Consider the following 23,586-nt stretch of genomic DNA (forward strand, 5'->3'; position numbering starts at 1 on the left):
ATCCAGTGCTTTAGCGAGGCGGCGGGAACTCAAGTTTGCCGACGTCGTAACCGAGTTCTCTGGCCTTTTGCACCATCTGTCGGAGGCGCGCCTTCGAAGGAACGCGCCTGGAATAGATCCATAAGTCGGTCATCGATGGATTGGCGCTGATGAACCAAGAATTGTCCGGTGATTTATAAAGCACCCAATAGTTAAAGGTGATCAACAACGGGTAGCGGACGCGCATCTTCGCATTCTTTGTCCCGAAATCTTCGATCTTTCCAATGCCGTGGACAGTCTTCAGGCGGCCCTTCGGCGTTTCGACGTGACAGCCGTCCTCGACGAGGACTTCGTCAGGCGTTTTACCCTGTCGATAGGTCGAATAGCCCGCGACACAGCCATCCGTGAGAAACATCGGCGTTCGCCCGATCTCCAGCCAGGTCCCTCGATAGTGGTCAGATCCGACCTCGACGACCTTTTGCGCAGGGGCTGCCTCCGTTGCGACGGCGACGGTCAGGCCAAGCACGAAGGTCATGAGTGTCGAGAAGCGAATATGTGATGGCATTGGTCTCTTCCAGATTCTGCTATCGGCGATCCTCAGCATCCGGTTCGGTGGCGTGCACTATCCCGGCATAGCGAAGTGCAATGAAGGTCGTCAGGCTTGCGACCGCAAAGGCGTTGAGGTTCAGTAAAATCTGTAAGTCGTCGCTGCTCCAGGCGTAGAGCGGCATGCCCATCCAGTTTCGAGAAAACACGAAGATCACAAATACAAAGACGGCCGCGCTGCGCTGCCACCATCGCTCACCAGCCCGGAAAGACACTGCGACAAGCAGCATGCATGCCGCAAAGAACAATTCCGTGCCGGAATCCGGCCCAAAAAGTTTCGTTTCGAACAGGGTATCGAGTGTGCCGACAAGGGGAAGGGCGAGGCGGGCCGCCAGACTTGAACGGCGGGCGATGAACGGGATAGCCAGAAAGATCGGTGCGGCGATGAGTGAGCCGAGCGATGCCGTGACACCATCGCCAACAAGGTACCAGACGTAGAGCGGATAGAAGGGTTTGTTCAGGGCGATGACCCAGGCAATTGTCACGGATGCCTGCGTCAAGGGATCGATCCCTGATGGCGCTGCGCCAATCACGGCGTCGGCGCCAAAAGATAGTGGCCGACACCCCAGACGTCGCCATTGTCATGACCGAAGAGGCCGGCAGTCGACAGGAAGAACAACCGCCAGCGCCTCACCCACAACGATGCCTCCTTGCCGTAGCCCTGGCCGAAGATCGTTTGGACGCCGTCGATGTTGCAGTCGAAATTCGCCAGCCAATCAAGCGCGGTGCGGCGATAATGCGTGCCGGACCACCGCCACTCGCTTTCGACCTGGAAGAGGTCGCCAAAGCGATGGGGCAGGTCGTGTGCCGGCATGATGCCGCCTGTGAAGAAATGCTGGGCGATCCAATCGGCTGGATCGTCGTGATCGAACCGGTAGGAACGGTTCCTGTGTGTAAAGACATGCAGGAAAAGCCTGCCGTCCGGCTTAACCCAGCCGCACACGCGCTCCAAAAGTGTCCTCCAGTTCGACATGTGCTCGAACATTTCCACCGAGACAACGCGGTCGAATTGGATGTCCGTAGCAAAATCGTTTATGTCGGCCGTAATGACGTCGAGATTGGCCAACCCTTCCTTTTGCGCGAGGTCGAGAATGTAGGCGCGTTGAGACGCGGAGTTGGAAACCGACGTGATCCGCGCATGGGGAAATTGCCGCGCGAGATAAAGCGACAGCGATCCCCAGCCGCATCCGAGTTCCAGGATGTCCATGCCGTCTGCGATGCCCGCATGCCGGACCGTCTCAGCGAGTGCGTGTGTTTCCGCCTCCGCCAGTGTTGTGTCCGGCTTAGGATAAAGGCAGCAGGAGTACTTCCGCTGCGGTCCGAGCGCGAGCGCGAAGAATTCCGCCGGGACCTCGTAGTGCTGGCGGTTGGCATCGTCTGTATGGGTCGCGACGGGAAACGCTCCCATGGTCTCGACAAATGCCTGCTCCGCTTCAACCGGTGTGGTTGCAAGCCTGCGCTTTGTGCGACCGCACAGGAAGTCGATGCCGGCGAGTGTCATGCCGTCGGTCAATGGTGCGCGCTCGGCAGTATTGATGGCGAAGGCCAGCATGTTCATGGCTGTTTTCCTTGATAAGAAGAGTCGGATTTGCGGGGGCCAGGGAAGAAAGCGTTCACGCGAGCCTGGAGGGCGCGAAACTTCAGTCCACGCGAACGCAACATATGTTCTTCAAGTGGTGGAATTCCGGAAACGTTTACGAGCAGCCAGTACATCAGCAGCGGCGCGAGCAGCGATAGCCAGCTCCAGGTCGAAACGCTCAGCGCAAAGAGCGGCCAGCAGCACCAGAACAGCCATTCGAAAAAATAGTTGGGGTGGCGGGAGTAGCGCCAGAGGCCGGTTTCACAGATACCGGTCTTGGCCTCGGGAGACTTGCGGAAGCGCGCCAGTTGCCGATCGGAAATTGCCTCTCCGGCAAGCGCCACTACAGCAACTATAAGAGAAAGAGCGTCTATGAGCCGGGGAAAAGGCGCGTTATTGCTTGCGGCGAGATAGACGGCTAGCACAAGAACAAACGCGGCAACTGCCTGAATCTGCAGGAAAAGAAACAGTCGCGACGCGGCGCTGCCACCCCACTCCTCCATGAGTTTTTTATATCGTGGATCTTCGACACTGCCTCTGGTGCGCAGTCCGATATGGCTGCCAAGTCGGAGCGCCCAGGTGCCGATGATGAGCAGCACCACAACCCGCCGTTCAAAGTTTCCGACAGCGACGAGGGCGGCAGCGGCACCTCCAACACCGACGGCGAGAGACCAGATCGTATCGATCCAGCCACTCAAGCCTGTCACGCGTTGTGTCGACCAGGCGATCGACATGGCAAGCGACAGCCCTATTGCGATGACGGCCAGGAGAACCCAATCCATCGTGTTCCTCGGTCAGCTCGAATGCAACGTCCCTGGTCTTTACGGAGCGCACGACATTTCAGTTTCGCCGCAGCCTCAAAAAATCTCGAAAAAATTGTCGCCTTCGCGAAACTAACCCGGGCGGCCTCTCGTAACGCGAAGGTGGAGAACATGGATCGGCCAGGAACATGGCTCGAGCGAGAGGGATTGTATGGCATTCTATGAGCGGACGGCTGGCGGGAAACGCCTGAAAATCGCAGTCGTGGGAAGCGGCATTTCGGGGCTCTCGGCCGCCTGGCTCCTGTCGCAGCGACACGAGGTCACCGTGTATGAAGCAGCGGACCGCATTGGCGGCCACAGCAATACGGTGGAGTTCGAGAGTTCGAGCGGGACTGTCGCGGTCGATACCGGTTTCATCGTCTACAATGAAGTTACCTATCCCAATCTGACGGCATTGTTTCGCGCGCTCGAGGTGCCGACGACTGCGTCGAACATGTCCTTCGCGGTCTCGCTGAACGAAGGCGCCTATGAATATTCCGGCGGCACCGGCTTGGGGTTGTTCGCGCAGAAATCCAATCTCGTCAGTCCGCGCTTCTGGTCGATGATGCGCGATCTCCTGCGGTTTTACCGCAGTGCACCGCGCGACCTTGCAGTGATGGGCGGCCTGTCCCTGGAAGATTATCTGAACCGCAACGGCTATGGCCGTGCCTTTCGCGACGATCATCTCTATCCGATGGCGGCGGCGATCTGGTCAACGCCGGCCATGCAGGTCGGCGCCTATCCAGCGGCAGGCTTCGTTAAGTTCTGCCGCAACCATGGGCTTCTCGACCTTTGGGACCGGCCTGCCTGGCGCACGGTCACGGGTGGTAGCCGGGAATATGTAGCACGGATGGTCCATAGGTTCGCCGACCGCATCCGGCTTTCGACCCCGGTGGAAGCAATCCATCGCAAGCCCGGATCGGTGGAGATCCGCAGCGCGCATGGCGGCGTGTCCGTCTTCGATGACGTCGTGATCGCGACCCATGCGGATCAGGCACTGCGAATGCTCGGTGATGCGAGCAATGAAGAGCGCCATATTCTTGGCGCGTTCCGCTATTCACGCAACGAGGCTGTGCTGCATGGCGATCCAACCCTGATGCCAAAACGGCGCGCTGCGTGGTCGAGCTGGAACTATGTCGCCGATACGCGCGCAGATACCGGGAACGGTCTAACGCAGCCATCCATCACCTACTGGATGAACAAGCTGCAACCGCTGGGCCATGCGCCGCCGACCTTCGTGACACTCAATCCCGGCCGCGCGCCGCGCGAAGAAACCGTCATCCGGCGTGAGATCTACGAGCATCCGGTGTTCGATCTTGCCACGGATCGCGCACAGCAGGAGGTCTGGTCGCTGCAGGGGGTGCGCAACACCTGGTTCTGTGGCGCGCATTTTGGTTCGGGCTTTCACGAGGACGGCATTCAGGCGGGCCTTGCCGTCGCCGAAGACCTTGGCGGCGTGCGCCGCCCCTGGCAGTTGGAACAGGAGAGCTCCCGCATCGTGCGCAAGATGCTGGTCAGGCCAGCCGAACGTCCGATAGGGCTGGAGGTTCTGGCATGACTGTAAATTTCCATTCTGCGCTGTTTCCGGGACATGTGACGCATGCCCGGCTGAAGCCGAAGCGTCATAACCTTGCCTATCGCATCTATTCGCTGCTGATCGACCTGGATGAACTCGAAACGCTCGACCATCATCTAAAACTGTTTTCCGTCGATTGCTTCAATCTGTTCTCGTTTCGCCGCAAGGATCGCGGCGATCGATCGGGTTCCGACCTCAAGGGACAAGTGGAGCGCGCTATGCGGGCAGCGGGCGTCGAGCCGGATGGCGGCCCGGTCCGCCTGCTCACAATGCCGAGGCTGCTCGGCTGGGCGTTCAATCCGTTGAGCACCTTCTTCTGCTACGGCAAGGATGGCACGTTGCGAGCGATCCTCTGGGAAGTCGATAATACATTCGGCGAGCGGCACGGCTATGTAATCCCGGTCGAGAGTGGCAACGGCGACGAGATCCTCCAACGCTGCGACAAGGCGTTCTATGTCTCCCCTTTTATGGACATGGATCTGCGTTACGAATTTCGCGTCCGCGCGCCGAGCAACAGGCTCTCGATCCGCATCGATACGTTCGATGGTGAAGGACTGGTGCTCACCGCGCGGCATCTGGCCAAGCGGACGGAGCTCACGGATGCCGCCCTGTTGAGAGCCTTTTTTGCGATTCCCTTTCTGACACTCCGAGTCATCGGCGGCATCCATTGGGAGGCACTGAAGATCTGGCTGAAGGGCGTGCGCCTGCGTGTTCGTCCGAAACCGCCGGAGGAGCCGATCTCCTTCGTCCGCCATGATCGCATCGACGACAACACACCGCATCGGGAGCTGGGAGCGCATGAGCCAGCTTGACGATTTCTCCGATCGCTCGTCGGCCGTATCGGGCCGTCCAGAGAGGCTCGGTTTTGGCGGCAGGCTTCTGAAGAAGGAGAACCGAGATGAATCCTCTCATTCTGACAGTTGCGATTTTCGTTCTGGGCTATCCCGGCATCGCCAAGGCCGGCGACATTGACGGTCAATGGGCGCGTGGAGACGGGAACGCCAGGGTCAGGATCTCGCCCTGTGGTCCGGACGTCTGCGCGGTCAATACCTGGATCAAGCCGGGCACATCGAAGGAAAAGGCGGGCGACAAGCTCGTCATGACCATCAAACCGGGCGACGATGGCGTCTATTCCGGAACGGCCTTCGATCCGCAGCGCGACATGACATATAAGCTCACCGTGACCATCAACGGTGACAAGATGACCACGCGGGGCTGCATTGTGGCGGGTATGCTGTGCAAGGGTATCGACTGGACACGGATCAACTGACGCTCTCCAAGGAGGACGCTATGAAGACGCACGCGGTCGCGTATCTCGCCACACTCATTGTTTTCGTTGCAGTCGACTTTGTTTGGCTGAGCACCATGGCGGACCGTCTTTACCGCCCTGTGCTCGGTGACATGCTCGCACCCGACTTCAGTCTTGCCCCGGCCATAGCTTTCTATTTGATATATGCCGCCGGACTGACCTTTCTTGCCGTTAGAAGAGGGTTGATATCCGGTTCGCTTGTGACAGCATTGATCAATGGCGCGGCTGTCGGCTTTACCGCCTATGCCACGTACGACCTGACCAATCAGTCGACGCTCAAGAACTGGTCGACCCTGCTGACCGTCGCAGATCTGATCTGGGGGACGGTCCTTTCAGCGGTCGCCGCCGGGACGAGCTTTTGGATCACGCGACGGATTACGGCAAGTCTTGGCCAGACATGAGCCGCGTATCGCGATGAAGGTCATCGATCGACAAGCGCATGGCCGAACCTGACCCGACACATGCCAGCGATTGCTGCCAGCAGCATGCAAATGCGCGCCGAATAGCGCGCATTTGCCTTCAGCGTGGAGCGGTGCTGAATAGGTCGCCCATCAGGACATGATCAGGCCACCGTCGACATTGATCGTCTGACCGGTAATGTAGGCAGCGTCTTCTGAGGCGAGGAAGGCGACAAGGGCGGCGACTTCGGCGGGGGTGCCGGCCCGGCCCATCGGGATTCCCTCGACCCATTCAGCCATCAGCTCACCGGGGCCGTACTCGCCGAGCATCTTGCCCCAGACGCGGTCGTTATAGTCCCACATCTCGGTATGGATGATACCGGGGCAGATGGCATTGGCGGTGATGCCTTCGCGGGCGAGTTCCTTGGCGAGGCTTTGGGTCAGGCCGACGACGCCGAATTTCGAGGCGGCGTAGTGCGGGGTGTAGATGAAGCCCTGGCGGGCCTGGCCGGAGGCCGTGTTGATCAGCCGGCCTCTGGTGCCGCTGGCGCGGAAGCGGCGGATCGCTTCCTGGCAGCAGAGAAAGACACCCTTGGTGTTGACGTCGAGATTGAGGTCCCATTCGCGTTCGGTGAGGTCCTGCACCTTGGCGATGGTGATGACACCGGCATTCTGCACGGAGACGGAAACGGCGCCGAGTTTCGCCTCGGCCTCGCCATAGGCCTCCTGAACGGCCTTGGCATCGGTGACATCGAGCGCGAGACCAAGAATTTCAGCGCCGGTCTCCTGTGCCAGCACCTCAGCCGCCGCCACCGTATCCTTTTCGATTGCGGCAATGGCGACGTTCGCGCCTTCCTCGGCAAAGCGCTTGGCTATGCCGCGGCCGATGCCCTTGTTGCCCCCGGTGACAAAAACCGTCTGGCCTGCAAAACGTCTCATGGTCTTTTCTCCATAATGCGCAGCGGGCCGATGGTCCGGATCAGGCCGTCAGCCGGGCTGCTGTGAACTTGTCGGTAACAAGCACATCTATGACGCCCAGCTTCAGGGCGCCGGCGATGGCCTGGGTTTTCGATTCTCCGCCTGCAAGGGCCATGACGCGTTTCGTCTTGCGCAGGTCTTCCAGCGAAATGCCGATGACGCGGTCGTTGAGCGGGGTTTCGACCGGCTTTCCGTCCTTGTCGTAGAACCGGTAGGAAATCTCGCCGACGGCGCCGGCCTCGTGCAGCATCGCCATCTCCTGCGGGGAGAAGGTGTTGCCGGATCGGGCGAGCAGCTCGGACGGCTCGACGGCGCCGATGCCGACGATGGCAAGACTGAGGCGGCCGAAGAGGTCCATCGTCTCGCGCACGACCGGATCGGCCAGCATGACGAGCTTGGCCTCGCGCGAGGAGGTGATGCCCTGGACGAGGAGGAGTCGCGGCTCGCCACCGGTGAGGCGGGCGAGGCGTGCCGTCAGCTGCGTGGCGTGGGTCTGCACCGAGGCGTCGCCCATGCCACCGAGAATCTGTGCGATGTATTTGGCCTTGGCGTTCTTCAGCGGGTGAATGTTGTCCACCATGCGCAGGATCGTCTGGCTCCAGCTCGAAACGCCGACGACCTCGTCCTGCTGCAGGGTAACTTCGAGGAAATGGGCGGCAGCCTCGCCGATGCGCGCCATGATCGCGCCATCGCGATCCTCCGAACAATCGACGACAATGGCTTCTGTCACGGTGTAACGTTCACGCAGGGCCATTTCGAGCTCGGCGAAGGTTCCGGCAGGTGGAATGATCGTCGTGCGCACGATGTCTTCCTGCTCGGCGCGCTTCAACATGCGTGAAACGGTGGCCTGCGACATGTGCATGATCTCGGCGATCTCTGCCTGCCGTTTGCCTTCCAGATGATACATCTGGGCAACGCGGGCAATCAGTCGCAACTCGTTGAGCCTTCCCATCAGGGTCTCCATGAGTGAATTTTTATTCACTCATAGTGGAAGGACCCGGTAGGGTCGAGCGGTGGATTGCGTCCTTCCAAACCACAAGTCGTTCTGTAGCGTCGTTGACACGCGGGGCGATGGCGTTGGCCGCGCGTGGCAGGGCGGCAATGGCGGCAAGATCGGGCCAGACGCCGAGCGAGAGACCGGCAAGATAGGCCGCGCCGAGCGCAGAAGCCTCTGGCGCATCGCTCTGGATGATGGCGTGCTGCAATGTATCGGCGACGCATTGCATGAGGAATGTGTTCTTGCTCGGCCCGCCGTCCGCATAGAGCCGGCCGAGTGGTGTCGGCGATTGCGAGGACATTGCCTTGAAGACGTCGTCGACCTGGAAGGCGATGGAGTCCGTTACCGCGCGCGCCATCTGCGCGCGGCTTGTGTTGAAGGTGATGCCCGAGAACAGCGCGCGCGCATCCGAGTGCCAGTAGGGCGCGCCAAGGCCGACGAAGGCGGGTACGAAGCCGGGGCCGCCGGGTGCCGCGGTGGCGGCGAGCTCGGTGAGAGCCTGTACGTCGGGAAGCCCGAGCATATCGGCCATCCAGGGTAGCGAGGCGGCCGATACCAGAATATTGCCCTCGAAGGCATAGGTCGGCCGGCCGCCGATCGACCAGGCGATGGTCGTGGTAATGCCCTGCTCGGGTGCGATGAAGCCGGGCAGCGTCGTCATGATCGACGAGCCGGTGCCGAAGGTCACCTTGCCGTCGCCTGAGTTGAAGGCGCCGTGGCCGAACAGGGCGGCGTGGCTGTCGCCGATTGCCGAGGCGATCGGGATGCCGTCGGCAAGACCCGGTACATTTCTCGTCACACCGAAGCGCGATGCGCTGTCCCGCACCTCGGGCAGCGCCGATTTCGATACGCCGAAGAGATCGCAGAGCTCGTCGCTCCAGGCCTGCCGGTTCAGATCATAGAGCTGGCTGCGTGCGGCATTGGCGGCGTCGCAGGCATGCACGGCACCGCCGGTGAAGCAATGGACGAGCCAGGCGTCGATGGTGCCGAGTCGCACTGCATGGCCGGCCGGCACGCGGTCGAGCAGCCACTTCATCTTGGGGCCGGGGAACATCGGGTCGATGGGCAGGCCGGTGAGCACCTGCACGCGCGGCGCATGGCCTGCTGCGATCAGTTCGGCGCAGACGGGCGCGCTGCGGCGGCACTGCCAGCTCACGACCGGACCAAGCGGTTCTCCCGTGGCGGCATCCCAGATGGTGACGGATTCGCGCTGGTTGGAGATGGCGATGCCGAGGATCTCGACTTCGGGGCTGGCCGCAAGGCAGTCGGCGATCGCTTCCTGAACCGATTCCCACAAACGCTTCGGGCTTTGTTCCACCCAGCCTGGCTGCGGATGCTCGATTCCGACCGGCGAGGCCCCCCGCGCCAAAATCTCGCCGCCCGTGGAAACGAGCACGGCTTTCGAATTTGTGGTGCCCTGGTCGATGGCGAGGATGGCGGTCGTCATGGCGGCTCCGGTGGTCGGAAGATGGGAGAGGGCGCGGCAGAAGGGAGGCCTTGCCGCGCCCTGCACGAAATCTAGTCGCGCACCGTCATGTGCGCGAAGACTTTCGTGCGATCAAGGCGATGGCTGTTTCTGCGATGGCGGCCGGCGCCATGCCGAATTCGTCGAGCAGGAACTCTGCCGAACCGGTCGGAGCGAAGATTCCGGGAACGCCGAGGATCTTCATGGGCACGGGCGCTTCCGCAACGACGACTTCGGCAATGGCCGAGCCGAGACCGCCGAAAGTGGAATGCTCCTCTGCCGTCAGGATCGCGCCGGTGTCCCTGGCGGCGGCCACCACGGCCGCGACGTCGATCGGGCGAACGGTCGCCATGTTGAGCACGCGGGCCTCGATGCCCTGTTCGGCGAGGATGGCGGCCGCCTTCACCATGCGGTGCGTGATGGTTCCGTTTGCGATGAGGGTGATGGCATCGCCATCGCGCAGCAGGTTGGCCTTGCCGAGCTCGAATATGTGGCCGGTCGGAAGCAGGTCCGGCACGCCGACGCGCGAGAGGCGCAAGAAGACGGGGCCGTCATAGGAGGCTGCCCATTCCACGGCGGCGGCCGTTTCGATGGAATCGCAGGGTGCGACGACCGGAAGGTTCGGCAGAACGCGCGTCCAGGCAAAATCCTCGATCGAGTGATGGGTCGGGCCGAGTTCGCCATAGGCCATACCGGAGGAAATGCCGATCAGCTTCACATTGGCATTGGAATAGGCGATGTCGGCCTTGATTTGTTCCAGCGAACGGCCGGTCAGGAAGCAGGCGGCGCCGCAGACGAAGGGCAGGAGGCCGCCATTGGCGAGGCCGGCACCGACGCCCACCAGCGCCTGCTCGGCAATGCCGACATTGACGAGCCGCTCAGGCCACCTGGCCTTGAAACCGCCGAGCTTGGAGGAGCCGACGGAGTCGTTGCAGACGGCGACGATCTTGGGATTGTCGGCGCCCAGGCGCTCCAGCACGGCGACGAAGGCGTCACGGCAATCGTGCAGCTTGGCAGAGGGGGTGATGGCGTTCATTACAGGGCCTCCGAAAGCTCAGCGACGGCAATCTGGTATTGTTCGGCACTGGGCACCTTGTGATGCCAGTCGACCTTGTCCTGCATGAAGGAAATGCCGTGGCCCTTGTTGGTGTGGGCAACGATGCAGTGCGGCCGGCTGCCGCGTTTTTCCAGCGCCGGGACGATCTCGTCCATGGCATTGCCGTTGATCTCGGTGACATCCCATCCGAAGGCTTCGAGCTTGGCCGGGAAGGGTGCGAGATTGTTGGTGTCCTTCAGCGACGCACCCTGCTGGAAGCGGTTGTGGTCGATGACGAGCGTCAGGTTGTCGAGGCCGAACTGCGCGGCCGAAGCGATGGCTTCCCAGTTGGAGCCCTCCTGCATCTCGCCGTCGCCCGTCAGCACATAGGTGCGATAGGCGGCACCGGTCAACTTGGCGGCCTTTGCCATGCCGACGGCCACCGGCAGGCCGTGACCGAGCGGGCCGGTGTTGGTCTCGACACCAGGAACCTTGTTGCAGTTCGGGTGCCCGTTGAGGCGTGAATGGGGCTTCAGGAACGTCGCGACCTCTTCTTCCGGAATGAAGCCGCGCTTGGCCAGCGTCACGTAGAGGGCAAGCGCCACATGCCCCTTGGAGAGCACGAAACGATCCCGGTCGGGGTGCTTCGGCTGATCCGGCCAGATGCGCAGCACACGAAAATAGAGCGCGGCCAGGATGTCGATTGCAGACATCTCGCCACCGATATGGCCTGCGCCAGCTTCAAAAACCGCCTGCAGATCGCGGAGACGGATCTGTTGAGCGATGCGGTCGAGATCGTTCGGCTGCATGAAACCCTCATCGTGAATAAATATACACTGATAGATATATTTGCACGGATGGCCGCGAAGTCAAGCGGAAATGACATTAGATGATCCTGAAAAATTCGCTCTATCAGCCTTGACACCCTTCAATAGGATGCGTTACGAATTTACACACACTAATGAATATTTATGCGATAAGCCAAGCGCGAAGCCGCGAACGACCGGGAGGAGTGTCCATGGTGGCGGATGTGAAAGAACGACAGGGGTTCGCAGGCATTGTGTTGCCTTCGCTGCGCGGAGCCACAGGCCCGCTCATCGGCCTTATCGTGCTGTGCCTCTTTCTCACCTTTGCGACAGACAAGTTCCTGTCGGTGCGCAACTTCCTCAACGTGCTCGACCAGATCACGGTGCTCGGGGTCATGGCTGTCGGCATGACGATGGTCATCCTGATTGGCGGCATCGACCTTGCGGTCGGCTCGGTCATGGCGCTCGCCATGATGGTACTCGGCTATCTCAATGTCGTGGCCGGCGTGCCGATGGCGCTCGCCATTCCGCTGGCACTTGCCGCAGCGGCCCTGAACGGATTGATTGCCGGGCTTTTGATCACCCGCTTCAACGTGCCGGCCTTCATCGCGACACTCGCCATGATGTCGATTACGCGCGGCCTTGCGAACATGATCACGGATGGCCAGCAGATCATCGGCTTTCCGGCCTGGTTCAACATGATGGCCATCGTGCGTTTCGGTGGTTTCCTGACGCTGACCGTTGCCGTGATGATCGTGGTTTTCATCGTCGGCCTTCTCTACCAGCGCTACCGCCACGGCGGCCGCGTTCTCTACGCCATCGGCGGCAATGCCGAGGTGGCGCGTCTTGCCGGTATCAATGTGCAGCGCGCGACGGTGCTGGTCTATGTCGTGTGCAGCTTCCTCGCCGGCCTCTCGGGCATGGTGCTCGCTGCCCGTCTCGACTCCGTCCAGCCGTCCTCGGGCGTTTCCTATGAACTCGACGCCATCGCGGCGGTCGTCATCGGCGGCACATCGCTCTCGGGCGGTACGGGCGGCATCGGTGGCACGATCATCGGGGTTCTGATCATCGGTGTGCTGCGCAACGGCCTCAACCTGCTCAGCGTCTCGCCCTTCATGCAGCAGGTCATCATCGGGGCGGTCATCGTGCTCGCCGTCACTGCCGAAACCTACCGCAAACGCAAGTCGTGACTTTCACCCCCGCTGCCGATGCCGCGGGGTGGAGAAAACGGTTCGCAATCGTGCGGACCGGCAAAAGGAAAGGTGGTTCCTGCAAGGCAGGCGTCACCGGGTAACTTGGAGGAGAAACCATGAAACTGTCCAGATTGCTGATGGCGGCAACCGCTGCTTCCCTGCTCGCACTCCCGGCATCCGCTGCCGAAGTCAAGAAGATCGGCCTTGCCGTTCCCAACCTGCAGGCCGACTTCTTCAACCAGATCAAGCTCGGCGTCGAAAAACACGCCAAGGAAAAGGGCATCGAGGTTGTCGTGGTCGATGCCAAGAACGACACCAACACCCAGGTCAGCCAGGTGCAGGACCTGATGACGCAGGACATCGATGCCTTCATCTACATCCCGGCCGGCGCCGCAGCCGCTGCTGTGCCGACCCGTCTTGCACGCGAAGCCGGCATTCCCGTCATCAACGTCGACCGCACGCCCGAGGGTGCACCGGGTGACACGTTCATCGCGGGCGAAAGCGTCGAATCCGCCTATGAGGTCTGCAAGTACATCATCGGCAAGGCTGGCGGTGCCGGCAAGATGGCGATCATCCATGGCCAGAAGGGCACCACGCCGGAAGTCGATCGTTTCACCGGCTGCAAGCGTGCGATCGACGAGAACAAGGGCGTCGAACTGGTCGACCAGCAGTGGAGCAACATGTGGTCGGCCGATGAAGGCTTCACGATTGCGCAGAACATGCTGCAGGCGAACCCGGACATCACGATCATCTTTGGCCAGGCCGACGGTCTCGCGATGGGCGCTGCCAAGGCTGTCGACGTCGCCAATCTCTCGGACAAGGTAATCATCGGCGGTTATGACGGCGACGTCTCGGCTCTCGAATATCTGGCCAAGTGCAAGGGTCCGTACATTGCGACGGCCACGCAGAGCACGCAGAAGATGGGCGTACTGGCCGTCGAGTCCGCACTTGCCGTCGCGGCCGGCCAGAAGGTCGAAGAGCGCCAGACGCCGAACGCTGTTCTGACGACCTGCGAAAACGCGCCGGAATTCGTGAAGAGCCATCCGTAATCTGGGCCGATAACCAAAGGAAGCAGCGTCATGACGAACCGCTCTCCCATCCTGTCACTCCGTGGGATCCAGAAATCCTACGGTCCGGTCAAGGTTCTCCACGGTGTCGATCTCGACATCTATCCGGGAGAGGTCGTGGCGCTGCTCGGCGAAAACGGTGCCGGAAAATCGACCCTGTCGAACATCATTTCCGGCACCGTCCAACCCTCCGCGGGTGAAATGGCCTGGCTGGGAAAGCCCTATTCCCCCGCCGATCCGCGCGCTGCGATGGACGAGGGCGTAGGCATGATCCACCAAGAACTGAAGCTCCTGCCGAAGCTCTCCATCGCGGAGAACGTCTTCGTCGGCCGTTATCCCATGAAATCAGGCCGCCTCGACCGTGGCGCGATGGAAGAGCGCGCCCGCGCCGGCCTGCAGCGCCTCGGCCTCGATGTATCGCCCGACCGCCTCGTCGAAGGACTTTCGACCGGCCGCCAGCAGCTCATCGAAATCGCCAAGGCCCTGACGCTGAACGCCCGGCTGCTCATTCTCGACGAGCCGACCGCAGCCCTTGGCGGCGAGGAGACGCAGGCGCTCTTCCGTCAGATCGAGCGCCTGAAATCCGAAGGCGTCGGTATCATCTATATTTCGCACCGGCTCGAAGAAATCCGCCAGATCACCGATCGCATCGTCGTCATGCGCGATGGCGCCAAGGTGCAGGAATTCGGCACCGGCGACGTGCCGATCCGCACCATCGTCGAGGCGATGGTCGGACGCTCGCTCGAGCGGATGTTTCCCACGCTTCCCGTTCCCACGGACGAGGTTACGCTGGAGGTACGCGGCCTTTCTTCACCGTCGAAAAGCTTCAGCGACATCAATTTTTCCGTCCGCAGGGGCGAGGTGTTCGGCATTGCCGGCCTGATGGGCGCCGGCCGCACGGAACTCGTGCGCGCTATCACCGGCGCCGATCCCATTTCCAGCGGCGACGTGCTGCTGCACGGCAAGCCGGTCACGCCGCGCTCGCCGATCGACGCGATCCGCAACGGCATCGTGCTCGTGCCGGAGGATCGCAAGCTCCAGGGTGTGGTGCTCGATCACTCGATTGCGGAAAACATCGGCTATGCCAATCTCGGCGAGATTTCTCGCAACGGCTGGGTTTCCTCGCGTCGCATCCGGGAGTTCGCCGAGGACTATATCAAGCGCTTCGGCGTGAAAGGTCGCGGCGGGCAGAATGCCGGCGAGCTTTCCGGCGGCAACCAGCAGAAGGTGGTGCTGGCCAAATGGCTGGCACGCAAGCCGCAGGTGGTGGTGCTGGACGAGCCGACACGCGGCATCGACGTCGGCGCGCGTTCCTCCATCTACGATCTCATCGTGGATCTCGCCCGCGTGGGCGTGGCGGTGATCGTGGTCAGCTCGGACCTTGAAGAGGTGCTCGGCGTTTCCAGCCGCATCATGGTCATGGCGCAGGGAAAACAGGCCGGCATCCTGAACCGCGAAGACGCCAACGACGTCTCGGTCATGGAACTGGCGACGATCTGAAAGGAAGCATCTAGATGTCCGATATCACGCTCAACGCGCCGAAACTGTTCGATCTCCGGGGAAATGTCGCCTTCGTCACAGGTGCCGGCAGCGGCATCGGCCAGCGCATCGCCATGGGTCTTGCCCAATGCGGCGCGGATGTCGCGCTGCTGGATCGCCGCAGCGACGATGGCCTGGCGACCACCGCCGATTTCATTGCGAAGGCCGGACGCCGCAGCATCCAGATCGCTGCCGACGTCACCAGCGGTGCGGCGCTGAACGATGCCGTTGCGCGCACAGAAGCGGAGCTTGGCGCGCTCACGCTTGCCGTCAACGCCGCCGGCATCGCCAATGCCAGTCCGGCAGACGAGATGGAGGAAAGCCAGTTCCAGACGATGATGGACATCAACCTGAAGGGCGTGTTTCTGTCCTGCCAGGCGGAGGCGCGGGCCATGCTGAAGACCGGCCGCGGCGCCATCGTCAACATCGCCTCCATGTCCGGCGTCATCGTCAACCGCGGCCTCAGCCAGTGCCACTACAACGCCTCCAAGGCGGGCGTCATCCACATGACCAAGTCGATGGCGATGGAATGGGTCGGCCGCGGCATCCGCGTCAACACGATCAGCCCCGGCTATACGGCAACGCCGATGAATACCCGGCCGGAAATGGTGCACCAGACCAGGCTGTTCGAGGAGCAGACACCGATGCAGCGCATGGCCAATGTCGACGAGATGGTCGGCCCTGCAGTGTTCCTGCTGTCGGATGCCGCCAGTTTTGTCACCGGTGTCGACCTGCTTGTCGATGGCGGCTTCTGCTGCTGGTGATTGCCATAGTCAGGCGGCTCATCGCTCCGAACTGGTAGATGAACCGCTTCCCTCTTTCTTCGAAGAAATCTGTGCGATGGCCGCTGTTGCGGGTCATGCCGCGTCCGCTGGCGTCGTTGCCGCGCGGCGAGCGCGCCTTCAAAGTATGCGCCGTGTCGTGCTAGCGGGTCTTCACATGACGCCGAAGCGTTCGAAGGCTTCCACGGTGCTCATGCCGCCTTCGATCGCTAAGCGGACCTTGTTTTCCGTTTCTGCCTTCTCCAGCGCCAAGGTGATGGCTTCCCGCTCGGCCTCGCGTGGAATGACGAGAACGCCATCGCGGTCGCCGAAGAGGATATCGCCGGGGCGGATGCGAATGCCGCCGATCTCGATGGGGATGGCGTAGTCGACCACTTTACCGCGCGGGCCCTGGTCCTGCGCATAGGAGCCGTAGCAGAAGGTCGGGAAGTCGAGGGCGAGAATGCCGCTGGTGTCGCGGCAGTAACCGTCGCAGATCGCGCCTGCCGCCTTGAGCTTGAGGGCGCGCGTCGACATCAGTTCGCCCCAGACGGCATATCGCGGTGAGGCGCCGGAGCAGACATAGATTTCGTGCGGCTTCAGGCTGTCAAGGGCGTGGAACATCAGGCCGAATGGTTTGTTGCCGAGCGGCGAATGTCCGCCGGTTTCGGTTGACGCGAAGAAATCGGCTTCGAGGACCGGCATGGCCCGCCCGATGGCGACCATGTCGTCGCGAAGCGCGCGAATCTGCGGCGGCAGGAACTGGTGCTGCAGGCCCATAGTGTCGAGTATGTCGCCGACCACGGCCGTAAAAAGCCGGTTGCGCATGGCGGCGAAAAGTTCGGTATCGTCGTTGAAATGTACCATCTGTTTCCTCAAGCCTTGTGCGCCAGAACTGTCGCGATGCCCTGCATGACGCCTCTGATTTCCGCGAGGCCTTTCAGCCGACCGATGAGCGAGTAGCCCGGGTTTATCCTGTCCTTGCCGATATCGTCCGCCAGGAGATGCCCGTGGTCGGGGCGCAGCGGGATCTGCCAATCGGCGCGGCCCTCGTTGATCCGCCGTTCCTGTTCCTCCAGCAGGGCGAGGATGACGGCCGGCAGGTCGCTCGAGCCGCCGAGATGGTCCGCCTCATAGAAGGAGCCATCATCTTCGCGCTGGACATTGCGCAAGTGGGCGAAATGGATGCGGGGGGCGAGCTCGCGGGCCATGGCCGGCAGATCATTGTCGGCGCGCGTGCCATAGGAGCCGGTGCAGAAGGTGATGCCGTTCGCCGGACTGTCGACGGCGGCAAGGATGCGCCGCACATCCGCCGGTGTTGAAACGATGCGCGGGAGGCCGTAGAGCGAGAAGGCCGGATCGTCCGGGTGGATGCAGAGCCGAATGCCGGCTTCCTCTGCAACCGGAACGATCTCTCGCAGGAAGCGGGCCAGGTTGTCGTGAAGAATCTCGGCCGTCACCCCGTCATATTCCGCAAGGGCGGCGAGAAAGCTTGCCCGGTCGAACTGGCGCTCGGTTGCCGGCAGGCCGGCGATGAGATTACGTTCGATCCGGCTGATCGTCGCCTCATCCATCCGCTCGAAACGCTGTCGTGCGTCTAAGATCTGCTGTTCCGTGTAGCTCTCCTCGACACGTGGGCGGTTCAGCACGAAGAGATCATAGGCGGCGAAATCGACGGCATCGAAGCGCAGGGCGTATCCGCCGTTTGGCAAGGGCTGCATCAGGTCCGTGCGTGTCCAGTCGACGACCGGCATGAAGTTGTAGCAGACAATCGAAATGCCGGCGCGTCCCAGCGCCCTGAGTGTGTCCTTGTACCAGCCGATATTGCGATCGCTGTCCGTCGTCGCGAGCTTGATCGCATTGTGAACCGGAATGCTTTCGACGACGCTCCAGCGCATGCCGGCCGCCTCGATCAGCGCCTTTTGCGCGAGAATCTGGTCCTCCGGCCAAGGCGAGCCGTCATAGATGTGGTGCAATGCCGAGACGATCCCGGTCGCGCCTGCCTGCCGGATGTGGCTGAGCGGCACGGGGTCGTTCGTTCCGTACCACCGAAAGCACTCTTCCATCAGTCTCATCGAAATCTCCTGCCTGTCGCCGAGTTGGTCTTTAATTGTTGGACCACGTCTCCAATTAAGGCGCTACCGGTCCAATAATTCAAGCCATTTGTTGAAGTTTCGATTGAAAATTGCCGTGGATAGAAGGTTTTTTGAAAATCCTCTTGACCAATCAACTTTTCTGGACCAACAAATATGCCATCGCAGGGAGGCGAAACAGTGAGCAATTCGGTTCCGGATGACGGTTTGGCGGGTTTGGAAATTGCCGAGCAGGGCAGGACCTCGGCGGTCGATCGTCTCGTCGAGCAGATTCGCGACATGATCTCGGAGCGCGGCCTCGGTGTTGGCGATGCATTACCGACGGAGCGTGATCTTGGTGAGCAGTTCCAGTCGGGGCGCAACACGGTGCGTGAGGCGTTGCAGGTGTTGCGTGCCTACGGCCTGGTCGAGACCAGGCCCAAGGTCGGCGCGGTGATCAGCGGCGGTCAGGGTGAGGCGCTGCGCCGGCTTTTCGCCTTCCATAGCGGTATCTCCCCGGATTCCTTCCGTGATCTGCAGGGTTTTCGCCGTATCCTCGAAACGGGAGTCGGCGAACATATCATTCTTACGGCGAGCGAGACGGATTTCGACCTGCTGGACGCGATCAACCGCCGTATCCTGGAAGCAGGCAGCGTCGCGGAAGCGGCGCGCTGCGATTACGAATTCCATGCGGCCATCGTCGAGCTGTCGGGCAATCGCACGACACACGCTACCTATAACATGCTGCGCTCGGTCATCGAGGAGGTCATGCGTCTCGGCAAGACGGAGCGGCCGGTGCATGCGGCGACCTTCGAGGCCCATGCTGAAATCATCCGGGCGCTCAGGGCGCGGGACCGCATTGCCTATGTCTACCTGATGAGCCGTCACCTGGAGTTCGGCCTCAGGTTCGTCGACGACGCGCCGGCGGGGCAGCCACAGCGATAAAGACAGGGAGCACCACGAACTGCGCCGAATAGGGCGACGCGGTTCGACCGTTTGCTGGGCCCTCTCGCCCGTGGGTCCGGTGGCACGAACAGGGCAATTTGGAGGAGAACCAACATGAGCAAGGCAAAACGCCATATCCTGACGCTTGCGGCGCTGTTCGCCACGGTCAGCTTCGCGCCGAATGTGGCGCTTGCTGAGGGCAAGGCCATCGCCGGCATCGTCTTTCAGCAGGACCAGTATTTCCGCGGCATCCAGATCGGCATGGAGAAGGCTGCAGAAGCGGCCGGCGACGAGCTCTTGGCCGGCAACAGCGACAGCAAGCTGGAAAAGGAAGCCCAGCTTATCGACACCTATATCGCCCGCGGCGTGGGTTCCATTGTCGTGGCACCGCTTTCGGCCGATGCGTCGGTGCCTGCCCTGAAGAAGGCCCGCGACGCCGGCATCACCGTTGTGACCTACGGCACCTCGGCCAACGGCGATGTCGCCCAGGCGACGGTGACGAGCTCGGACCGCGATATCGGCATCGGCACCGGCAACGCCGCCACCGAATTCCTGAAGACTCTCGGCAATGGCGAGAAGGTCAAGATCGGCACGCTCGCCTTCAAGGCATTGTTGCCCGAGCAGTCGAATGCCCGCGTCGAAGGCTTCCTGAGCGTCGTTTCCGATCAGGTCGATATCGTCGCGCAGCAGGACGCCTGGCTTGCCGAAAAGGCGCTTGCCGTCGCCAGCGACATGCTGACGGCCAACCCCGATATCCGCGTAATCTATGCCGCAAACGAGGGCGGGACGATCGGCGCGGTGCAGGCGGTCAAGAAGGCCGGGCTCGAAGGCAAGGTCTTCGTCTTCGGCACCGATGGTTCGGAGCAGCTCGCCAACATGCTGCTGAATGGCGACAACGTCCTGCAAGCGACCACGGCCCAGCAGCCGCTCGAAGTCGGACGCCAGGCGATCGAGGCGGCGCAGAACCTGCTCGACGGCAAGACGATCGAAACCAATGTCAATGTGCCGGTGCTGCCACTGACGCGCGCCAATGCCGAGGGCGTCGCCGCCTACAAGGAAGGCCTGAAGGCCCTGAAGTAAGACGGATGGCGGGCCGTTGTGCCCGCCGACCTTTTGCCATGCGCAGCAGGAAAACGGCATGACCTATCTGCAACCCACAGACCCGGGACAGGGAACACAGGGACGGCTGGACTTTCGAGGCGTGACCAAGCGTTATGGCCCGACGATTGCCCTCTCCGAGTTCACCCACAGTTTTGCGCCAGGCCGGGTACACGCCCTGATGGGCAAGAACGGCTCGGGCAAGTCGACGCTCGTGAAGCTTCTCGCGGGCGTGACCGGGCCGAGTTCCGGTACGATCAGCGTCAATGGCGAAGATCGCCACTTCACCTCGCCGCACGACGCCTTCGCGGCCGGCATCGTCACCGTGCATCAGGAGCTTTCCCTGGTGCCGGAACTGTCGGTTGGGGAGAATATCTTCCTCGGCCGGTTGCCACACCGGCGGCGGGCCGGTTTCAGCGTCGTTGACTGGGCGGGGCTGCACAAGCGCGCCGGTGAACTGCTTGCCGACATGGGTCTTGAGATCGACTCGCGCCAGCCGGTCTCCGCGCTCAGCGTCGGCCAGCAACAGGTGGTGGAGATCGTCAAGGCGATGTCCTTCAATCCCTCGATCCTGCTGCTCGACGAGCCGACCTCGGCACTTGCAACACGCGAGGTGAAGCAGCTCTTCGCGCTGATCGCGCGGCTGCGCGCCCGCGGCGTGACGATGATCTACATCACCCATCGTATGAGCGAACTGTTCGACATCGCCGACACCTGCACGGTCATCCGGGACGGTCATTATATCGGCTCGGTCGAGATGAAGGCGACCACGCCGTCGGCCATCGTCGGCATGATGTTCGGCGACGCCGCCCGTGCGACACGCCCGCCGCGCCGCGACCTCGACCGCACCGCACCGGTGCTGAAGGTGCGCAATCTCAGCCGCGGAGGGCATTTCCACGACGTGTCCTTCGATCTTTATTCCGGCGAAATCCTCGGTATTGCTGGCCTGCTCGGCGCGGGGCGGACGGAGCTGATGCGGGCGATCTTTGGCGCAGACAGGATCGATGGTGGTTCGGTCTGGCTCGACGGCCGCCTCATGACCGGCGCGAGCCCGCGCGAGATGCGCAAGGCCGGGCTCGGCTACACGCCGGAAAATCGCAAGGAGGTCGGCCTTGTCCAGTCGCTTTCCACTGCCGACAATCTCTGCATGGCGAGCCTTGGGCCGATCTCGCTCGGCGGCTTCATCTCGCGCCGGCGCGAGCAGCCATTCATTCACCGCCAGATCGCCGACCTGCACATCAAGTGCGGCGATCCGGACCTGGCCGTCTCTTCGCTTTCCGGCGGCAACCAGCAAAAGGTGGTGATCGGCAAATGGCTGAACCGCCATCCCTCGGTGATGTTCTTCGACGAGCCGAGCCGAGGCGTCGACGTGCAGGCCAAGCGCCAGATCTTTGACATCATCTGGCAGAAGTCCGCCGACGGCCTCGCCAGCATCTTCGTTTCGACGGAACTCGAGGAGGTTCTTGAAGTGGCCGATCGCATTCTCGTGATGCACCAAGGGGCCATCGTCGCTGAAGTGGACCCTACGAAAACCGATCTGACCGAACTCTACGGCCTATGCATGGAAGGGGCCCGGCAATGACACTTGTGAGCCAGACCACGGAAGCCGGCGGGCAAAATGCGCCGCTCCGTTTCTTGAAAACCTATCCGATGGAGATCATCCTTGCGGCATTGGTGATCTTTCTTGTCGTCGCGGCCCCAGGCTTTGCCTCGACCGGCAACATTCTCAATGTGCTGAGAACGGTCGCGATGCTCGGCATCATCGCCTTCGGCATGACCGCGGTCATCATCAGCGGCGAGATCGACCTTTCGGTCGGCGCGGGCGCGGCACTGGCCGGCTGCATCGTCGCCTGGTTCTCGGATAGTTACTCCGGCGCCCTGGGAGAATGGGGGGCGGTGACGGTGGGTTTTGCCGCAGCACTCCTGCTCGGCTTCTCGCTTGGCTATCTCACCGGCCGCTTCCGGCAATGGTTCAATGTGCCGACCTTCATAACGACGCTCGCGCTCTTTGCGGCTCTGCGCGGCGTCGCCAACCTCATCACCGGCGGCTTCCCGATGTCGTCCTTCCCGCTCGGCTTCGATTTCCTCGGTGGCGGTTATCTCTTCGGCATCCCGTTCCCGGTCTACATCTTCGCCCTCACCTTTGCCGGCATGCATGTCCTGATGAAGTACACCAGCTTCGGTCGCGAGGTTTACGCCGTCGGCGGCAATATGGAGGCCGCGCGGCTTTCCGGCATCGACATCTGGCGGGTCAAGGCGTGGACGCTCGGTCTCACCGGCGCGCTCACGGCCGTCTCAGGTACCCTGATCGCCTCGCAGATCGGAGCAGGAACCGGAACCACCGCGACCGGCATGGAGCTGGACGTGATCGCGGCGGTGATCATCGGCGGCACCTCGCTCTTCGGCGGCAAGGGGCGCATCTGGGGCACGTTGATCGGCGTCCTGTTCCTCGGCTGCATCTCCAACGGCATGACGCTGATGAATGTCAGCGAATATTGGCAATACGTGGTGCGCGGCGGGATCATCCTCGGCGCCGTGCTTCTCAACCAGGTTCTCGAACGCGTGCGCTGAGAAAGCGTGGAGACAATAATGGCTGAATTCCAGGGAAAAATCGCACTTGTCACCGGCACGTCCGGCATTGGCCTCGCCTCGGCGACCCGTCTTGCCTCTTCCGGCGCCACTGTTCTTGCCTGCGGCAACGATCCGTCCGCCAACGCTGCTTTCGACAAGGTTGCCCGTGAATGGGGACTGTCGATGTCGGCGCGTCGCGTCGATGTATCGGTCGAAGCGGAGGTGGAGGCAGCGGTCCGCGAAGTGGTGCTGCGACATGGCGGCCTCGACATCATCGTCAACGCCGCGGCCGTGCATCCGTTCGGCACCGTCCTCGATACCAGCGTCGAGACCTGGCATCGTTGCCTTTCGGTGAATGTCGGCTCGATCTACCTGACCGGGCGTTTCGGCATTCCGGAAATGGCAAAGCGCGGTGGGGGAGCCATCGTAAACATTTCCTCGGTGCAGGGGCATGCCTGCCAGCAGAATGTTGCGGCCTATGTCGCTTCCAAAGGGGCGATCCACGCGCTGACCCGCGCCATGGCGCTCGATCACGCGGCCGCAAAGGTTCGCGTGAACTCGATCAGTCCCGGCTCGGTGCGCACGCCACTGCTTTCGCTCGCCGCACGCACCTATGGCGGGGAGGGGGTTAGCGAGGAGGAGGCGTTCGCCCGCTTCGGCGCGGCTCATCCGATCGGACGCATCGGCGAACCGGAGGAGGTGGCCGAACTCGTGGCGCATCTCGTCTCGGATCGTGGGGCTTTCATCACCGGCTCGGACTTCCGCATCGACGGTGGTCTGACGGCGGGCATCGGCGTCAAGTAATCGAACA

At 62.0% G+C, this 23,586-nt stretch carries 24 protein-coding genes; 13 read left to right on the forward strand and 11 right to left on the reverse strand.

The window, feature by feature from the left end; translation table 11 throughout:
* Positions 1–10: 10 nt before the first annotated feature.
* The 4 genes from GR138_RS24435 to GR138_RS24450 are packed head-to-tail and all read right to left on the reverse strand — an operon-like array spanning position 11 to position 2,946.
* Positions 11–544, reverse strand: a complete 534-nt coding sequence (locus GR138_RS24435; RefSeq protein ID WP_160861878.1) for a lipocalin family protein — start codon at positions 542–544, stop codon at positions 11–13.
* A gap of 19 nt (positions 545–563) precedes the next feature.
* Positions 564–1,085, reverse strand: coding sequence for a hypothetical protein (locus GR138_RS24440; RefSeq protein WP_202402822.1), 522 nt, complete (start codon positions 1,083–1,085; stop codon positions 564–566).
* A gap of 29 nt (positions 1,086–1,114) precedes the next feature.
* Positions 1,115–2,143 carry an SAM-dependent methyltransferase gene (locus GR138_RS24445; RefSeq protein ID WP_160861880.1) on the reverse strand — a complete coding sequence of 343 codons (1,029 nt, stop codon included), beginning with the start codon at positions 2,141–2,143 and terminating at the stop codon, positions 1,115–1,117.
* On the reverse strand, positions 2,140–2,946 hold the full coding sequence (locus tag GR138_RS24450; RefSeq protein WP_160861881.1) for a DUF1295 domain-containing protein: 807 nt from the start codon (positions 2,944–2,946) through the stop codon (positions 2,140–2,142). Before GR138_RS24450 ends, GR138_RS24445 begins: the two co-directional genes overlap by 4 nt.
* 190 nt (positions 2,947–3,136) lie before the next feature.
* On the opposite strand from GR138_RS24450, the gene GR138_RS24455 reads away from it, so the two are divergent.
* From GR138_RS24455 to GR138_RS24470, 4 genes are all read left to right on the forward strand, one after another.
* Entirely contained in the window at positions 3,137–4,522 is a 1,386-nt protein-coding gene (locus GR138_RS24455; RefSeq protein ID WP_160861882.1) for an NAD(P)/FAD-dependent oxidoreductase, read from the forward strand.
* On the forward strand, positions 4,519–5,352 hold the full coding sequence (locus GR138_RS24460) for a DUF1365 domain-containing protein (protein WP_160861883.1): 834 nt from the start codon (positions 4,519–4,521) through the stop codon (positions 5,350–5,352). The genes GR138_RS24455 and GR138_RS24460 overlap by 4 nt, the downstream gene beginning before the upstream one ends.
* An 86-nt stretch (positions 5,353–5,438) precedes the next feature.
* Positions 5,439–5,810, forward strand: a complete 372-nt coding sequence (locus tag GR138_RS24465; RefSeq protein WP_160861884.1) for a DUF2147 domain-containing protein — start codon at positions 5,439–5,441, stop codon at positions 5,808–5,810.
* A gap of 20 nt (positions 5,811–5,830) precedes the next feature.
* A complete protein-coding gene (locus GR138_RS24470) occupies positions 5,831–6,250 on the forward strand; it encodes a DUF2177 family protein (RefSeq protein ID WP_160861885.1) in 420 nt (139 codons plus the stop codon).
* Between the two features lie 150 nt (positions 6,251–6,400).
* Here GR138_RS24470 and GR138_RS24475 read toward each other — a convergent pair whose 3' ends face one another.
* The 5 genes from GR138_RS24475 to GR138_RS24495 form a co-directional block, all read right to left on the reverse strand.
* Complete coding sequence (locus tag GR138_RS24475) at positions 6,401–7,186, reverse strand: SDR family oxidoreductase (protein ID WP_160861886.1); 786 nt, start codon at positions 7,184–7,186, stop codon at positions 6,401–6,403.
* A 40-nt stretch (positions 7,187–7,226) separates the two neighbouring features.
* The gene (locus GR138_RS24480; protein ID WP_160861887.1) at positions 7,227–8,177 is read right to left on the reverse strand and encodes a sugar-binding transcriptional regulator; all 951 of its coding nucleotides are present in this window, start codon (positions 8,175–8,177) and stop codon (positions 7,227–7,229) included.
* Between the two features lie 22 nt (positions 8,178–8,199).
* A complete protein-coding gene (locus GR138_RS24485; protein WP_160861888.1) occupies positions 8,200–9,669 on the reverse strand; it encodes an FGGY family carbohydrate kinase in 1,470 nt (489 codons plus the stop codon).
* An 85-nt stretch (positions 9,670–9,754) separates the two neighbouring features.
* A complete protein-coding gene (locus GR138_RS24490; RefSeq protein WP_160861889.1) occupies positions 9,755–10,723 on the reverse strand; it encodes a transketolase family protein in 969 nt (322 codons plus the stop codon).
* Positions 10,723–11,532 (reverse strand): transketolase, encoded by an 810-nt coding sequence (locus GR138_RS24495; RefSeq protein ID WP_160861890.1) that lies wholly within the window; start codon positions 11,530–11,532, stop codon positions 10,723–10,725. The genes GR138_RS24490 and GR138_RS24495 overlap by 1 nt, the downstream gene beginning before the upstream one ends.
* Before the next feature lie 209 nt (positions 11,533–11,741).
* Here GR138_RS24495 and GR138_RS24500 point away from each other — a divergent pair, with 209 nt between their 5' ends.
* The 4 genes from GR138_RS24500 (at position 11,742) to GR138_RS24515 (ending at position 16,092) form a co-directional block, all read left to right on the forward strand.
* Positions 11,742–12,719 (forward strand): ABC transporter permease, encoded by a 978-nt coding sequence (locus GR138_RS24500; RefSeq protein ID WP_160861891.1) that lies wholly within the window; start codon positions 11,742–11,744, stop codon positions 12,717–12,719.
* 119 nt (positions 12,720–12,838) lie between these two features.
* Positions 12,839–13,771 (forward strand): substrate-binding domain-containing protein, encoded by a 933-nt coding sequence (locus GR138_RS24505; protein ID WP_160861892.1) that lies wholly within the window; start codon positions 12,839–12,841, stop codon positions 13,769–13,771.
* A gap of 30 nt (positions 13,772–13,801) precedes the next feature.
* Positions 13,802–15,289 carry a sugar ABC transporter ATP-binding protein gene (locus GR138_RS24510; RefSeq protein WP_160861893.1) on the forward strand — a complete coding sequence of 496 codons (1,488 nt, stop codon included), beginning with the start codon at positions 13,802–13,804 and terminating at the stop codon, positions 15,287–15,289.
* A gap of 14 nt (positions 15,290–15,303) precedes the next feature.
* On the forward strand, positions 15,304–16,092 hold the full coding sequence (locus tag GR138_RS24515; protein ID WP_160861894.1) for an SDR family oxidoreductase: 789 nt from the start codon (positions 15,304–15,306) through the stop codon (positions 16,090–16,092).
* Positions 16,093–16,263: 171 nt separating this feature from the next.
* Here the strand turns inward: GR138_RS24515 and GR138_RS24520 are convergent, their stop codons facing one another.
* Together GR138_RS24520 and uxuA are read right to left on the reverse strand one after the other, a co-directional pair.
* Positions 16,264–16,956: an RraA family protein gene (locus tag GR138_RS24520; RefSeq protein ID WP_160861895.1), complete on the reverse strand. Its 693-nt coding sequence runs from the start codon at positions 16,954–16,956 to the stop codon at positions 16,264–16,266.
* An 8-nt stretch (positions 16,957–16,964) separates the two neighbouring features.
* Complete coding sequence (gene uxuA / locus GR138_RS24525; RefSeq protein WP_160861991.1) at positions 16,965–18,155, reverse strand: mannonate dehydratase; 1,191 nt, start codon at positions 18,153–18,155, stop codon at positions 16,965–16,967.
* 207 nt (positions 18,156–18,362) lie between these two features.
* On the opposite strand from uxuA, the gene GR138_RS24530 reads away from it, so the two are divergent.
* The 5 genes from GR138_RS24530 to GR138_RS24550 all read left to right on the forward strand — a co-directional run bounded on the left by GR138_RS24530 (position 18,363) and on the right by GR138_RS24550 (position 23,579).
* Entirely contained in the window at positions 18,363–19,106 is a 744-nt protein-coding gene (locus GR138_RS24530) for an FCD domain-containing protein (protein ID WP_160861896.1), read from the forward strand.
* Between the two features lie 114 nt (positions 19,107–19,220).
* Entirely contained in the window at positions 19,221–20,186 is a 966-nt protein-coding gene (locus tag GR138_RS24535; RefSeq protein WP_160861897.1) for a substrate-binding domain-containing protein, read from the forward strand.
* A 58-nt stretch (positions 20,187–20,244) separates the two neighbouring features.
* Complete coding sequence (locus GR138_RS24540; RefSeq protein WP_160861898.1) at positions 20,245–21,786, forward strand: sugar ABC transporter ATP-binding protein; 1,542 nt, start codon at positions 20,245–20,247, stop codon at positions 21,784–21,786.
* Positions 21,783–22,775 (forward strand): ABC transporter permease, encoded by a 993-nt coding sequence (locus GR138_RS24545; protein WP_160861899.1) that lies wholly within the window; start codon positions 21,783–21,785, stop codon positions 22,773–22,775. The genes GR138_RS24540 and GR138_RS24545 overlap by 4 nt, the downstream gene beginning before the upstream one ends.
* A gap of 18 nt (positions 22,776–22,793) precedes the next feature.
* Complete coding sequence (locus tag GR138_RS24550; protein ID WP_160861900.1) at positions 22,794–23,579, forward strand: SDR family NAD(P)-dependent oxidoreductase; 786 nt, start codon at positions 22,794–22,796, stop codon at positions 23,577–23,579.
* The last annotated feature ends 7 nt before the right edge of the window (positions 23,580–23,586 follow it).

This window comes from Shinella kummerowiae (assembly GCF_009827055.1).
GTDB lineage: Bacteria > Pseudomonadota > Alphaproteobacteria > Rhizobiales > Rhizobiaceae > Shinella > Shinella kummerowiae.